Source organism: Streptococcus infantis (assembly GCF_047463275.1).
Taxonomy (GTDB): domain Bacteria; phylum Bacillota; class Bacilli; order Lactobacillales; family Streptococcaceae; genus Streptococcus; species Streptococcus infantis_AF.
Window position 1 is genome coordinate 276,953 of sequence record NZ_JASHEE010000001.1, and the last position, 14,497, is coordinate 291,449.

Sequence of the window (14,497 nt, forward strand, 5' to 3'; positions counted from 1 at the left end):
AGGTTTTTATTTGAATTTTTTCTTGATAATCGTGCGCTGAACTTGCAATGCCACGAAACTAAGGCCGATAGCCAAAGCAAATGATAAAAAAGTGTTCAATTTAAGTGATAAGAACAAAAAACTAAAAATAGCTAAAAAGACACAGAAGCAAGCAATGTTTACAAAAAATAGGACTTCCTTTACACTAGCAACAGAAGTACTTTCTGGGACATAATCTTGAAACTGAGCAGTTTTTATACTTTCTTGTTCTAACTCATACGGGTGTAGTTTTCTTGCGGGCATATTTCTCTCCTTAACAGTACATTACTATTTTATCATTTTTTAAAGAGAGAATTATTACAGAATGGTTACAAATTGCATAAAATCTGTTATCAGAGGCAATTTCAGTTTTCTTGACATGCTGATGGGAAAATGATAGGATGGGTAAAACGTTTAAACTTTATTTTTTTTCTCTTATTTTAACGAGGGGAAATTTGATGGTTGAAACGAATAAAAATCATACACAGATGCAAATAAATTCAATTTTGAAGTAAGGACAGGATTCTTTTAAATTGATTCTAGTTGTTCATGACGAGATAGTTTTCTATCTTTAGTGCTATGGTGAAGAGGAGATTTGTTCCCTCGACAACAGAATACTTAAAGGAGATTGGCATGTATCTTGCTTTCAAAGAAATGTTACAGAATAAACTGCGATACAGTTTAATTCTAACTACCATTTTTCTCATTGCTTTTATGGTCTTTTTTATGACCAGCTTGGCTCTTGGGCTTGTTCGAAATAACAGGGCTGCTATTGACAATTGGCAAGCAACAGGAGTTGTTCTATCCGATTATGCAAATGACAATTTGACTGCATCCTTTATACCTGAAAAAGACTACAAGGATAAAGTTTCTGAGGATGCTGTTCCTCTAAGCTATATGTTTGCGGTGACAAACCTTGTTAATAGTAGTGACAAGATGAATGTCTCTATTTTTGGTCAAGAGTGGGACAGTTTTATCTCGCCTACCTTGATTGAAGGGCGTTACCCAGAAAATGACCAAGAAGTGGTAGTGGATCAGTCTTTTGAAAATTACGGCATCAAACTCGGGGACGCTATTCAACTTAACGGAAGTGAGACAAGTTTTAAGATTGTCGGCTTGACAAAAGAAAATAAATTTTTAACAGAACCTGTTGTCTTTACGAGCCTAACAACGTATTGGAATTTACAAGGAACAACAAAAGGCAATCGTTCGATCTCTGCATTGGTATTGCAAAATGATGTAGAAGTGACTGGCGATGGTTTGAAGCAGATTTCTATTCAGAAAATGATTTCAAAAATTCCTGGCTATACCCCTCAGGTCAATGTATTCTCAGGAATGATTCTAGCTATGATTGTCATTACAGGTCTGATTGTAGGAATTTTTATCTACATCATTACTATTCAAAAATTAGGCCTCTATGGAATTATGCGAGCGCAAGGGATTCAGATAAAATCCATCGTATGGTCCCTTTTCTGTCAAATCTTTCTCTTATCTGGTTTGGGTATAGGATTGGCTTTATTAGCCATTTGGGCTGTCATTTTAGTCTTACCTGCAACCTTCTTTTTCTACCCTAGTTGGTTGGCATACTTTGTCTTAAGCCTGGTCATTTGCTTGATGGCACTTCTAGGTGGTGTCATTTCGCTTCCGCGTCTACTTAAAGTAGATCCAATCACAGCGATTGCAGAATGATAAGGAGAATGATATGACGATATTAATTGAGATGATTCAAGTGACAAAAACTTATGGCGAAGGCAATATGAAAGTTACAGCTCTTCATGAGACCAATTTTCAACTAAACGCTGGGGAGTTTGTAGCGATTGTGGGGCCTTCTGGATCAGGTAAAACAACCTTTTTAACGACTCTAGGCCAACTTCAGGAAGCTTCAAGTGGAAAGATTCTAGTAAAGGGAAAAGAGACTGGGCATTTATCTGAAAAAGAAAAAACGGATTTGCGCTTCAGAGAATTTGGTTTTATCCTCCAGGCTTCAAATTTGATTCCCTTTTTAACGGTTAAGGAGCAATTAGATTTAATTGATCGTTTAGATAAAAAGAAATCTATAAAAAGTGACCGACAAGAGTTATTTAGTTTGTTGGATTTGGAAAAGGTTCAAAATCACTATCCCAAAGCTCTCTCTGGTGGTGAACGCCAACGAGCTGCAATTGCTAGAGCCCTTTATAATAATCCTAGTATCGTGCTTGCAGATGAGCCGACAGCTAGCTTGGATACACAACGTGCTTATCAAGTGACGGATATGTTGGCTTCAATTGCTCATGAGCAAGGTAGGGGTGTTGTCATGATTACGCATGATACTCGCTTGCTAGATAAGGTTGACCGTATTTATGTGATGAATGACGGACGACTTGTTGAAAAGACACAAGCATAAATCTAAAAAGTGAACTGTTAGTGATACGGTTCACTTTTTTTTAAAATTTAGACTAACAAGACCCACTTTTCTATATAGCTGATTTTTTGGAAATGTGGTATAATTTTCTCTATGGAAAAGATTATCATTACAGCAACTGCTGAAAGTATTGAACAAGTAAAACAGCTACTTGAAGCTGGTGTCGACCGCATTTATGTCGGTGAGAAAGATTTTGGTCTTCGTTTGCCTACTACCTTTAGTCATGAAGAATTGCGTGAAATCGCAAAAATTGTTCATGATGCCGGTAAGGAATTAATCGTTGCGGTCAATGCTCTTATGCACCAAGACATGATGGACCGTATCAAGCCCTTCTTGGACTTTTTAGAAGAAATCAAAACGGACTATATCACAGTTGGGGACGCAGGTGTCTTTTATGTGGTTAACCGTGATAACTATTCTTTCAAAACGATTTACGATGCCTCAACCATGGTCACAAGCAGTCGTCAGATTAACTTCTGGGGACAAAAAGCAGGAGCGTCAGAAGCAGTTTTGGCGCGTGAAATCCCATCTGCAGAACTCTTCAAGATGCCTGAAATTTTAGAAATTCCTGCTGAGGTCTTGGTATACGGTGCTAGTGTCATCCACCATTCGAAGCGTCCACTCTTGCAAAACTACTACAATTTCACACAGATTGATGATGAAAAATCTCGTCAACGTGACTTGTTCTTGGCTGAGCCAAGTGACCCAGAGAGCCATTATTCTATTTTTGAAGACAATCATGGAACTCATATCTTTGCGAACAATGACCTTGATTTAATGACCAAATTAACTGAATTGGTAGAACACGGTTTCACTCATTGGAAGCTTGAAGGTCTCTACACTCCAGGCCAAAACTTTGTAGAAATTGCAAAACTCTTTATCCAAGCGCGCAATTTGATTCAAGAAGGTAACTTTACACATGACCAGGCCTTCTTGCTCGATGAAGAAGTTCGCAAGCTCCATCCTAAAAATCGTTTCTTGGATACAGGTTTCTACGATTATGATCCTGATATGGTTAAGTAAACATCACAAAACCCGAAATAAAATGTTCGGGTTTTTCTAGTGCAAGGATGAATTTGAAGCGTATTCATGCTATAATAGAAGTAGCTCTATTTGGAGGTGTATAAGTGGAAAATCTGAAAAAAATGGCAGGGATTAAAGCTGCCGAGTTCGTCAAAGATGGTATGGTTGTCGGGCTTGGAACAGGCTCAACTGCTTACTATTTCGTAGAAGAAATAGGTCGTCGTATCAAGGAAGAGGGCTTACAGATTACAGCTGTAACGACTTCTAGTGTAACTAGCAAGCAAGCAGAAGGTCTCAATATTCCTCTTAAGTCAATTGATCAAGTAGATTTTGTAGACCTGACAGTTGATGGTGCAGATGAAGTAGACAGTCAGTTTAACGGCATCAAAGGCGGTGGTGGGGCCCTTCTCATGGAAAAGGTTGTCGCAACTCCATCTAAAGAATATATCTGGGTTGTTGATGAGAGTAAGCTAGTAGAGAAACTCGGTGCCTTTAAATTACCTGTAGAGGTAGTTCAGTATGGTGCAGAGCAAGTCTTTCGTCGATTTGAGCGAGCTGCCTATAAACCGAGCTTTCGTGAAAAAGATGGTCAACGTTTTGTGACGGATATGCAGAACTTTATCATCGACCTTGCCTTGGAAGTGATTGAAGACCCAATTGCTCTGGGACAAGAATTGGATCATGTCGTTGGTGTCGTCGAGCATGGATTGTTTAACCAAATGGTCGATAAGGTCATCGTTGCTGGACAAGAGGGCGTTCAGATTTTAACTTCAACAAAAGCAAAATAATCAAAATAAAAAGGAGACACATTATGCCAAAATTTAATCGTATTCACTTGGTGGTACTAGATTCTGTAGGAATCGGTGCAGCACCAGATGCTCATAACTTTGTCAACGCTGGTGTTCCTGATGGTGCATCAGATACTCTTGGACACATTTCAAAATCAGTAGGGTTGAATGTTCCAAATATGGCAAAGCTTGGTCTTGGGAACATTCCTCGAGAAACACCATTGAAGACAGTTCCAGCTGAGAGCAATCCAACAGGTTATGCGACTAAGCTTGAAGAGGTATCTCTAGGTAAAGATACCATGACTGGTCACTGGGAAATCATGGGACTTAATATCACTGAACCTTTCGATACTTTCTGGAATGGATTCCCAGAGGAAATCCTTACTAAAATCGAAGAATTCTCAGGTCGCAAGGTCATCCGTGAAGCCAACAAACCTTACTCAGGAACAGCTGTTATCGACGATTTTGGACCACGTCAGATGGAAACTGGGGAGTTGATTATCTATACATCTGCTGATCCAGTTCTTCAAATCGCAGCTCACGAAGAGATCATTCCTTTGGATGAACTCTACCGTATCTGTGAATACGCTCGTTCGATTACTTTAGAACGTCCAGCTCTTCTTGGTCGTATCATTGCCCGTCCTTATGTTGGTGAGCCTGGAAACTTCACTCGTACGGCTAACCGTCGTGACTTGGCTGTATCTCCATTTGCTCCAACTGTATTGGACAAATTGAATGAAGCCGGTATTGATACATATGCAGTTGGTAAGATTAACGATATCTTCAATGGTGCAGGTATCAACCACGATATGGGCCATAACAAATCAAATAGCCACGGTATAGATACCTTGATTAAGACCATGGGACTTCCTGAATTCCAAGAAGGCTTCTCATTTACCAACTTGGTAGACTTTGATGCTCTTTACGGACACCGTCGCAATGCGCACGGCTACCGTGATTGTTTGCATGAGTTTGATGAGCGCTTGCCAGAAATTATGGCAGCAATGAGAAAAGACGATCTTCTTTTGATTACTGCTGACCACGGAAATGACCCAACCTATGCTGGTACTGACCATACTCGTGAATATATTCCACTTTTGGCATACAGTCCATCCTTTAAAGGCAATGGATTAATTCCAGTTGGACATTTTGCAGATATCTCAGCAACAGTTGCGGATAACTTTGGTGTTGAAACTGCCATGATTGGTGAAAGTTTCTTAGATAAATTGGTATAAGATGACGCGATATGCTTTACTTGTTCGGGGCATTAATGTAGGTGGGAAGAATAAGGTTGTCATGGCGCAACTTCGTCAAGAGTTGACAGAGTTGGGACTAGAAAAAGTTGAAACCTACATCAACAGTGGCAATATTTTCTTTAATAGCATTGTGCCTAGAACTAAATTAATAGAGAATTTACAGGCTTTCTTTGAAAGACGTTATCCATTTATCCAGAGTTTTTCCTTGCTGAGTCTTGAAGACTATGAAGAGGAGCTTAGCAATCTTCCTGATTGGTGGAATCATGAGATGGCTCGAAAAGATGTGCTCTTTTACACTGAGAGCTTGGATGTGGATCAAGTCATCGAGAAAGTGAACAGTTTGGAACTGGTCGATGAAGTGCTTCATTTTGGGAAATTAGGGATCTTCTGGGGTAAATTGTCAGAAGCTAGCTACTCTAAAACAGCTTATCACAAGCACTTGCTTAAGATGCCTTTCTATCACAATATTACCATTCGTAACGCTAATACCTTTGACAAAATTGGTCAATTTTTAAAACATAAAGAAGGAGATACCTAATGACATTATTAAATAAAATCAATGAAACAGCAGCATTTTTGAAGGGCAAAGGAATCGAAGCTCCTGAGTTCGGTTTGATCCTTGGTTCAGGTCTTGGAGAATTGGCTGAAGAAATCGAAAATGCAGTCGTAGTAGACTACTCTGACATTCCAAACTGGGGTCAATCCACAGTAGTCGGACATGCTGGTAAATTGGTTTATGGTGATCTTGCTGGACGTAAAGTCTTGGCTCTTCAAGGTCGTTTCCACTTCTACGAAGGCAACCCATTGGAAGTGGTGACTTTCCCAGTTCGTGTCATGAAAGTTTTGGGATGTGAAGGAGTGATTGTAACCAACGCTGCTGGAGGTATCGGCTTCGGTCCTGGTACCTTGATGGCTATTACTGACCACATCAATATGACTGGTCAAAACCCATTGATTGGTGAAAACTTGGATGACTTTGGTCCACGTTTCCCTGATATGTCGAAAGCTTACACTCCAGAATATCGTGTGACTGCTCATCAAGTAGCAGACAAATTGGGCATCAAACTGGATGATGGGGTTTATATCGGTGTGACAGGTCCAACTTATGAAACTCCAGCTGAAATCCGTGCATATAAGACTCTTGGTGCAGATGCTGTCGGTATGTCAACTGTTCCTGAAGTTATTGTGGCAGCCCACTCAGGCTTGAAAGTTCTAGGAATTTCATGTATCACTAACCATGCTGCTGGTTTCCAAGAAGAACTCAACCACGAAGAAGTTGTGGAAGTGACAGAACGCGTCAAAGGCGACTTTAAAGGATTGCTGAAAGCGATTCTTGCTGAATTATAATCATGTTACAAGAGTTGAGGAGTAGTCTTCAGAAAATCCCATATAACCTCAAATTAATCCTAGCGGTTATCATGCTAGGGCTAGTTTCAGGTATATTCGGAATTTTGCTCCATTATCTTTTAGAGCTGGTTGAAGAGATTGCTTTTGGTCAGACAGAACATAACACTGGATTCTTGACAGATGGGGTTGCCTCATCACGAATAGGCTTTAGTTTAATCATCGTGGGTGTCAGTTCTGCCTTGGTCTGGTATTTCTTGCAAAGAAAAGCAAAGATTTTTTCCATCAAAGCGCAGATGAAAGATGAAACATCACAATACAAACTTCATTTTTTAAAACAGCTAGTTCATTCAATTTGGCAGATTGTTGCGGTTGGAGGAGGAGCGCCTATCGGTAAGGAAGCTGCGCCGCGGGAGATTGGAGCTTTATTTGCAAGACCTATTGCCAATATTTTTTCTCTCTCCGTGAAGGACCAAATCTTTCTCATTGCCTGTGGAGCTGGTGCGGGTTTAGCGGCTGTCTATCAGGTTCCATTAACGAGTGTGTTTTTCGTTTTTGAAACCTTGGGAATTGCTTTATCTGTCAAACGTTTTTTCTTGGTCGGTCTGACTACATATGTATCAGCCTTTACAGCAGGCTTTGTTGTTTCAGATCATGCTCTCTACCAGATTCCAGCCATGACTTGGCCACTAGGTGATATGTGGCTTGTTCCCCTATTAGTTCTTTTCCTGACTCCACTCGCTTGGCTTTTTAGTCGCTTCAACAAACAAGTTTCTTCAAAGAGAATAAAGGACAAGCGGATACTCTATACTCTGCCTGTAACATTCCTTTTCCTTGTTGGATTGGCTAGCCATTTGCCTCATCTACTTGGTAATGGGCGTATGATGGCTCAGGAGATTTTAAACGGCAGTAATGCCAAGATGGTAATCCTCTTGTTTGTCTTGAAAGCTTTGGTCGTTTTAGTTACCCTTTGGGCAGGTGCCTATGGCGGTACCTTGACCCCATCTTTTGCCTTGGGGATGGCAGGAGCTGCACTATTAACCATGATTTTAGGTAGTGGCAACCAGCCAGCAGTCTTGCTATTAGGTTCGGTTTGCTTTTTAGCAGTGACCTTGAAGGCTCCCTTGTCTGCAACTGGATTGGTGATGGGGTTCACTGGTCAATCATTAGAGGCTATACCTTTTCTTTTGGTGACTGCTTACTTGGCATTTGGTTTTGCTAAAATGCTGGACCGAATCCCTTGGGAGAAATACTTACGACCAAAGACAAGGATAAAAGAAACTTAATAAAAATACTCTAGTTTTTCTAATCCAAAATATATTTTAAATTTATAATCAATATCATTTAATAAAGAAAGGTAGGGCGTGTGTTCAGATTTGAACATGAGCGGAAAGCTTTTCTAATTACTCAATAAAAAAAGAAAGGATGGGTTAACCGTATTCGCTGAACTGAATACGGGCTGAGAACTGTGTAAAAAAGATAAACTGTCTAGCATCTGCGATGCGTCGTCAGTTTCCTATTTTTACTTTGTTCTCTGTCGCCCTTTATATCTTAATTATGTCTATCCATATTGCTGCTAAGCAAGGTGAAATTGCTGATAAAATTCTCCTTCCTGGGGATCCTCTTCGTGCGAAATTTATTGCTGAGAATTTTCTTGAAGATGCTGTTTGCTTTAACGAAGTGCGTAACATGTTTGGTTACACAGGTACTTACAAAGGTCACCGTATATCTGTCATGGGAACTGGAATGGGGATGCCATCCATCTCTATTTATGCGCGCGAGTTGATTGTTGACTACGGAGTGAAAAAATTGATTCGTGTGGGAACGGCTGGATCTTTGAATGAGGATGTTCACGTCCGTGAATTGGTCTTGGCGCAGGCAGCTGCAACCAACTCAAACATCATCCGCAACGATTGGCCTCAATACGATTTTCCACAAATCGCTAGCTTTGATCTTTTAGATAAGGCTTACCATATTGCCAAAGACCTTGGTATGACTACTCATGTCGGAAATGTCTTGTCATCAGACGTTTTCTATTCAAACTACTTTGAGAAGAACATTGAACTTGGTAAATGGGGCGTGAAAGCTGTAGAAATGGAAGCAGCAGCCCTCTACTATCTTGCTGCTCAACATCACGTCGATGCCCTTGCTATCATGACGATTTCAGACAGTTTAGTCAATCCCGATGAGGACACTACAGCAGAAGAACGTCAAAACACCTTCACCGATATGATGAAGGTTGGTCTAGAGACTTTAATTGCAGAATAAGAAAAAGAGGCTGGGACAAAAGTCCTAGCCTCTCAATTTTCTTTGGATTGTCGAGCAAGACGCAGTGGTTGAGTGGGCTCTACTACGCTGATTTCATCAGCTTTTACAGCCCTACTCAACTGTGCGGAGGTGGGACGACGAAATCGAATTCTAACGAATTACCGATTTCTGTCCCACTCTCTCTTTTTTATAAAGAAAGCCATCTAGTTCTTTTTGATTAGTGATTATGGTTACCTTGTCAGCATAGTCTGAACAGATCTGTTGATAATGGTCTTTATGAGAAGAGTTACGTCCATCCCAAAGAATCCAGCGAATAAACTCCCAGTCAAAACGTTCAGGACAACCGTCTGCCATACTTTCTCTAACTTTTCCTCTGTATCTTAGATAGCGTTTAAAGGCTCTTGCTAAACAATTCCATGCTGAGAAGTTTAAAAAGATAATCTGATCGGCTTGCTCCATTCTTTCCTCGTAGCTACACCATGTATAGTTGCCGTCGATAACCCAATCCTCATGTTTAGAAAGGAAAGTCTTCATCTCCTTTAACATCCAATCACGATCGCTATCTTGCCACCCAGGCTGAAATTGCAATCGGTCTATATGGAGTTTAGGAATGGAGTAGTAGCTGGAAAGTTTTTCTGCAAGAGTAGATTTACCTGAGCCTGAATATCCTATAATAGCAATTTTCATGATAACCTCCAGAAAAATGTGTACAAAAAAAGCTCCGAAGAGCTCATTTTGTATCCAGTTAAAGATTAACCAAGTTTAGATGCAAGACGTGCTTTATCACGGTTAGCTTTATTCTTGTGGATCAAACCTTTAGTTTCTGCTTTATCGATGGCTGAGCTAGCAGCACGGTAAAGTTCTTCAGATGGGTTTGCTTCAAAAGCTTTGATAGCAGTACGCATAGCTGATTTTTGAGCTGAGTTCTTTTCGTTTTGTTTAACGTTTAATTCAGCGCGTTTGATAGCTGATTTAATGTTTGCCAATGTTCTTACCTCCATATTTACTAACTATACCATTATATCTGAAAACTATTATTTTGACAAGGGGAAATCACTTTTTTAAATAAATTTCATCAATTTCATGATTTTTAGATTTATGAAGAATGACTTCTGCCCGATTTCTTGTCGGTTCGATGTAGTTTTGTAGATTGGTCAAATTAATACTTGTCCAAACCTGATGGGCAAAATCTTTGACTTCACTAATTGGTTGCTGGGTGAAACGATAGTAATAGTTGTTTGGATCATCTTGTGCAAAGCTAAGGAGTTTCAAGAAACGGTCCAAATACCAGCTCTCGATATCCTCAACTGCAGCATCTACATAGATTGAAAAATCGAAGAAGTCTGTAATATAAAGACGGCTGTTATGTGGTGTTTGAAAGACGTTGATACCTTCTACGATGACAAAATCCGCTGCTTGAACTCTTTGTGTTTTATCAGGTACGATATCGTAGATTTCGTGAGAATAAACGGGGATATCTACATCCTGACCGTTTTTAAGTTGATCAAGGAAATCGAGCAAGCCTTCCATATCATAACTCTCAGGGAAACCTTTTCGGTTTAGGATATTTCGCTCATTTAAGATGCTGTTAGGATACAGAAAGCCATCAGTTGTCACTAATTCAACACTTGCTTCTGGAAAAATACGGGAAAGCAGAATTTGTAAGAGTCGACTGGTAGTTGATTTGCCAACAGCTACACTACCTGAAATTCCGATAATAAATGGCTGATTTTTACTCTCCCTTTGGAGAAAAATTCCTTTTGAAAAGGCTAGGTCTTCTTTGGAGCGTTTGTAGATTTGAATCAGATGAGCTAGCGGCAGGTAAATATCAGTTACATCTTGGAGACTAATCTGGTCATTAAAACTCTTAATCGAATCCAATTCCTCCTCGGTTAAAGGAGGTGTAGTTTTACGATGTAAAGATTGCCAAGTTTCTCGACTGATTTTTTCATAATGTATAAATTCGTTGGTCATAAAATTTCCTCGTTTGATACCTCAGTATACCATAATTTACAAAGAAAGACATCTGAATCATTTGAGAAAAAGCGCTTTCTTTGTTAGAATAGAGGTAGAATAAACATCAAAAGAGGTGGTGTTATGAGACTAGTGGTGAGTGATAAAATTCTAAAACTGACTAGCTTACTGGTTGCGATTCTGTGGTTATCTCCGACTTTAATTGAGTTTACTGTGAATTTAGGAAGTCAAACCTATAGTTGGTCTGCCTTTGTCTTGTTGTTCTTGCTACCAATTATTGGTTTTATCTACTTGATTCTCGCCATTTTAACAAGAAAATGGTGGCTTTTCTTGTTTGGTCTAGCTTGTATCTTTTCCTTTTTTATTAGTATGTTCCTAGGTTATCTCTTCTTAGGGCCTTAGTTGGTATAGACCGTGTAAACGATTTAAAATATCTAAATTTTATGGTAAAATAATCCTATGAGTAAAATGTATTATGCAGAAAATCCAGATGCAGCCCATGATGTTCATGAACTTAGAGTTGACCTACTTGGGCAAAAGATGACCTTTTTGACAGATGCTGGTGTCTTTAGTAAAAAAATGATTGATTTCGGAAGTCAGTTATTGTTAAGATGTCTAGATGTCGAAAAAGATGAAAAAATTCTTGATGTTGGTTGTGGCTATGGTCCCATCGGCTTGTCTTTGGTTAAAGCTTATGGTGCCCAAGCGACCATGGTGGATATCAATAATCGTGCCCTGGATTTAGCCCAGCAAAATGCAGTAAAAAACAATGTTCAAGCGACTATCTTCCAGTCCAATATTTATGAGCAGGTAGAAGGTCAATTCGATCATGTCATTTCGAATCCGCCCATTCGTGCAGGCAAGCAAGTCGTTCATGAAATCATAGAGAAAAGTATTGACTATCTTTTGGATGGTGGAGATTTGACCATTGTCATCCAGAAAAAACAAGGAGCACCTAGTGCCAAAAACAAGATGGAAGAAGTCTTTGGTAATTGTGAGGTCGTGAAGAAAGACAAGGGATATTATATCCTTAGAAGTGTGAAAGAATGAGAGCAGTAGATCTAATCCAGAAAAAAAGAGACGGTCAAGAACTAACCTCAAGTGAAATCCAATGGCTGATTGAAGGTTATGTAGCAGGAACTGTTCCTGATTACCAGATGTCAGCCTTTGCCATGGCTGTTTATTTTAAAGGAATGACCACACGTGAGATTTCTGACCTGACGATGAATATGGTCAAGACAGGTCAGGAATTTGACTTATCTGCTATTGAAGGTATCAAGGTAGATAAACATTCTACAGGTGGCGTAGGTGATAAGGTTACCTTGATTTTAGCTCCATTAGTCGCTAGTTTTGACGTACCAGTTGCAAAGATGAGTGGTAGAGGTCTAGGACATACTGGTGGAACAATCGATAAATTAGAATCTATCAAAGGTTTTCAAGTCGAACGCAGTCAGGATGACTTTATCAAACAGGTTCAGGATATTGGTGTTTCAGTTATTGGTCAATCTGACCAACTAGTCAAAGCGGATAAGTTGCTCTATGCACTACGTGATGTAACAGCAACAGTTGATACTATTCCACTGATTGCTAGTTCTGTCATGAGTAAAAAGATTGCAGCTGGATCGGATGCTATTTTGCTTGATGTTACTGTCGGTGAAGGTGCCTTTATGAAGACAGTCGACGAGGCGCGTCAACTGGCTCAAACCATGGTAAATCTCGGGAAAGCTGTTGGTCGCAAGACAGTAGCAGTCATTACGGATATGAGTCAACCTTTAGGACGTGCCATTGGGAATCGCTTGGAAATTCTAGAAGCACTAGAAATTCTTCAGGGTAAAGGACGCGAGGATATTAGTCACTTTATCTGTGAGTTAGCTCAGATTATGCTTTCTCTGGCAAATGTTGAAAAAACAGTCGAGGAAGTAAGGCAACATCTTGAAAATGGGCAGGCCCTCAAGAAATTTGAAGAGATGGTTCTAGCTCAGGGTGGAAACCTAGAAGACCTCTATCGTCCAGTAAAAGTTGACCATGTAATTGATATTCCTGCTCAAGAGGATGGTATTATCGCAGAACTACCAGCCATGGAGTTTGGTCTTTTTGCCATGAGATTAGGTGCTGGTCGTGCAGTCAAAACAGATGCTCTTGATTATGAAACAGGAATTGTTTTTGAGAAGAAAGTTGGAGAATCAGTCAAAAAGGGTGAAATTGTCGCAAAAGTATATGCAAATGGCAAAATTTCTCCAGAACTAGTTACAGATTTCCAAAAATATGTTAAAATTAAAATGAGTGATGAAACGCTAAAAATGCGTGAAATCATCGAAATTATCTCCTAATTTAAGGAAAATCCAAAATGAAATTAAATAAATACATTGATCATACGCTTTTAAAGCAAGATGCGACCGAACAACAAATCGATCGTTTGCTATCTGAAGCAAGAGAGTACGATTTTGCCAGTGTTTGTGTGAATCCTTGCTGGGTTTCGCATGCAAAAGCTGGTCTAGCAGATACTGATGTCAAGGTTTGTACAGTTGTAGGTTTTCCTCTTGGAGCTACAACTTCAGCTGTCAAAGCCTATGAAACCAAAGAAGCCATCCAAAATGGTGCTGACGAAATTGATATGGTTATCAACGTTGGTGCACTAAAATCAGGAAATATTGCATTAGTTGAGACAGACATTCAAGCTGTTGTTGAAGCAAGTGGAGACAAACTTGTTAAGGTTATTATTGAAGCTTGTTTGTTAACGGATGAAGAAAAAGTTCTGGCTTGCCAACTTGCTCAAAAAGCTGGTGCAGACTTTGTCAAGACTTCTACAGGTTTCTCAACAGGTGGAGCAACTTTGCCAGATGTTCAATTAATGCGTCAGACAGTTGGTCCTGATATGGGGGTCAAAGCAGCTGGTGGAGCTCGTTCTTATGCAGATGCAGTTGCCTTTGTTGAAGCAGGAGCTACTCGTATTGGAACATCTTCTGGTGTTGCAATCTTAAAAGGAGAATTAGCTGATGGCGACTACTGAGTTGATTGAATTAGCGATTGAAACTAGTAAAAAAGCTTACGTTCCCTATTCGCATTTTCCGATTGGCGCTGTTTTGGTAGCCAAGGACGGAAGTATCTATACAGGGGTTAACATTGAAAATGCTAGCTACCCCTTGACCAACTGTGGCGAAAGAACGGCAATCTTTAAGGCGGTTTCTGAAGGACAACGAGACTTTTCAGAATTGGTTGTCTATGGTCAAACTGAAAAACCAATTTCGCCTTGCGGTGCTTGTCGCCAAGTTATGGTCGAATTTTTTAAACCAGATCTAAAGGTGACTCTAGTCGCCAAAGATAAAACGACGGTCGAGATGACGGTCGGGGAATTACTTCCATATTCTTTTACAGACTTGCAATAGTCTGTGTCACTCTCTGAGTGGCAAGGGTCCTTGTGACCA

At 39.9% G+C, this 14,497-nt stretch carries 18 protein-coding genes; 14 read left to right on the forward strand and 4 right to left on the reverse strand.

Features of this window, described 5'->3' with window-relative positions:
- Window positions 1–6: 6 nt before the first annotated feature.
- On the reverse strand, window positions 7–282 hold the full coding sequence (locus tag QM923_RS01415; protein WP_414290588.1) for a DUF3270 family protein: 276 nt from the start codon (window positions 280–282) through the stop codon (window positions 7–9).
- A gap of 369 nt (window positions 283–651) precedes the next feature.
- Here QM923_RS01415 and QM923_RS01420 point away from each other — a divergent pair, with 369 nt between their 5' ends.
- The 9 genes from QM923_RS01420 to deoD all read left to right on the forward strand — a co-directional run bounded on the left by QM923_RS01420 (window position 652) and on the right by deoD (window position 9,098).
- The gene (locus QM923_RS01420) at window positions 652–1,707 is read left to right on the forward strand and encodes an ABC transporter permease (RefSeq protein ID WP_414290589.1); all 1,056 of its coding nucleotides are present in this window, start codon (window positions 652–654) and stop codon (window positions 1,705–1,707) included.
- A 13-nt stretch (window positions 1,708–1,720) separates the two neighbouring features.
- Entirely contained in the window at window positions 1,721–2,401 is a 681-nt protein-coding gene (locus QM923_RS01425) for an ABC transporter ATP-binding protein (RefSeq protein ID WP_075567781.1), read from the forward strand.
- Window positions 2,402–2,512: 111 nt separating this feature from the next.
- Window positions 2,513–3,442 carry a peptidase U32 family protein gene (locus QM923_RS01430; protein WP_004253128.1) on the forward strand — a complete coding sequence of 310 codons (930 nt, stop codon included), beginning with the start codon at window positions 2,513–2,515 and terminating at the stop codon, window positions 3,440–3,442.
- Between the two features lie 104 nt (window positions 3,443–3,546).
- The gene (gene rpiA / locus QM923_RS01435) at window positions 3,547–4,230 is read left to right on the forward strand and encodes a ribose-5-phosphate isomerase RpiA (protein WP_414290590.1); all 684 of its coding nucleotides are present in this window, start codon (window positions 3,547–3,549) and stop codon (window positions 4,228–4,230) included.
- A 23-nt stretch (window positions 4,231–4,253) separates the two neighbouring features.
- Window positions 4,254–5,465, forward strand: coding sequence for a phosphopentomutase (locus QM923_RS01440; RefSeq protein ID WP_414290591.1), 1,212 nt, complete (start codon window positions 4,254–4,256; stop codon window positions 5,463–5,465).
- Window position 5,466: 1 nt separating this feature from the next.
- On the forward strand, window positions 5,467–6,024 hold the full coding sequence (locus tag QM923_RS01445; protein ID WP_414290592.1) for a DUF1697 domain-containing protein: 558 nt from the start codon (window positions 5,467–5,469) through the stop codon (window positions 6,022–6,024).
- On the forward strand, window positions 6,024–6,833 hold the full coding sequence (locus QM923_RS01450) for a purine-nucleoside phosphorylase (RefSeq protein ID WP_414290593.1): 810 nt from the start codon (window positions 6,024–6,026) through the stop codon (window positions 6,831–6,833). The genes QM923_RS01445 and QM923_RS01450 overlap by 1 nt, the downstream gene beginning before the upstream one ends.
- 2 nt (window positions 6,834–6,835) lie before the next feature.
- Window positions 6,836–8,116 (forward strand): chloride channel protein, encoded by a 1,281-nt coding sequence (locus tag QM923_RS01455; protein WP_414290594.1) that lies wholly within the window; start codon window positions 6,836–6,838, stop codon window positions 8,114–8,116.
- A 271-nt stretch (window positions 8,117–8,387) separates the two neighbouring features.
- Complete coding sequence (gene deoD, locus QM923_RS01460; protein WP_414290767.1) at window positions 8,388–9,098, forward strand: purine-nucleoside phosphorylase; 711 nt, start codon at window positions 8,388–8,390, stop codon at window positions 9,096–9,098.
- A gap of 150 nt (window positions 9,099–9,248) precedes the next feature.
- Here the strand turns inward: deoD and QM923_RS01465 are convergent, their stop codons facing one another.
- From QM923_RS01465 to coaA, 3 genes are all read right to left on the reverse strand, one after another.
- The gene (locus QM923_RS01465; protein ID WP_414290595.1) at window positions 9,249–9,785 is read right to left on the reverse strand and encodes a DNA topology modulation protein; all 537 of its coding nucleotides are present in this window, start codon (window positions 9,783–9,785) and stop codon (window positions 9,249–9,251) included.
- 65 nt (window positions 9,786–9,850) lie between these two features.
- On the reverse strand, window positions 9,851–10,099 hold the full coding sequence (rpsT, locus tag QM923_RS01470) for a 30S ribosomal protein S20 (protein ID WP_006148721.1): 249 nt from the start codon (window positions 10,097–10,099) through the stop codon (window positions 9,851–9,853).
- Window positions 10,100–10,151: 52 nt separating this feature from the next.
- Entirely contained in the window at window positions 10,152–11,072 is a 921-nt protein-coding gene (gene coaA / locus QM923_RS01475; RefSeq protein ID WP_414290596.1) for a type I pantothenate kinase, read from the reverse strand.
- Between the two features lie 123 nt (window positions 11,073–11,195).
- Here coaA and QM923_RS01480 point away from each other — a divergent pair, with 123 nt between their 5' ends.
- The 5 genes from QM923_RS01480 to QM923_RS01500 are packed head-to-tail and all read left to right on the forward strand — an operon-like array spanning window position 11,196 to window position 14,458.
- Window positions 11,196–11,474: a 1,4-dihydroxy-2-naphthoate prenyltransferase gene (locus tag QM923_RS01480; RefSeq protein ID WP_414290597.1), complete on the forward strand. Its 279-nt coding sequence runs from the start codon at window positions 11,196–11,198 to the stop codon at window positions 11,472–11,474.
- 57 nt (window positions 11,475–11,531) lie between these two features.
- The gene (locus tag QM923_RS01485) at window positions 11,532–12,122 is read left to right on the forward strand and encodes a class I SAM-dependent methyltransferase (RefSeq protein WP_414290598.1); all 591 of its coding nucleotides are present in this window, start codon (window positions 11,532–11,534) and stop codon (window positions 12,120–12,122) included.
- Entirely contained in the window at window positions 12,119–13,402 is a 1,284-nt protein-coding gene (locus QM923_RS01490; protein WP_414290599.1) for a pyrimidine-nucleoside phosphorylase, read from the forward strand. The genes QM923_RS01485 and QM923_RS01490 overlap by 4 nt, the downstream gene beginning before the upstream one ends.
- Window positions 13,403–13,419: 17 nt before the next feature.
- Complete coding sequence (deoC, locus tag QM923_RS01495; protein WP_414290600.1) at window positions 13,420–14,082, forward strand: deoxyribose-phosphate aldolase; 663 nt, start codon at window positions 13,420–13,422, stop codon at window positions 14,080–14,082.
- Complete coding sequence (locus tag QM923_RS01500; RefSeq protein WP_414258948.1) at window positions 14,069–14,458, forward strand: cytidine deaminase; 390 nt, start codon at window positions 14,069–14,071, stop codon at window positions 14,456–14,458. The genes deoC and QM923_RS01500 overlap by 14 nt, the downstream gene beginning before the upstream one ends.
- Window positions 14,459–14,497 lie beyond the last annotated feature (39 nt).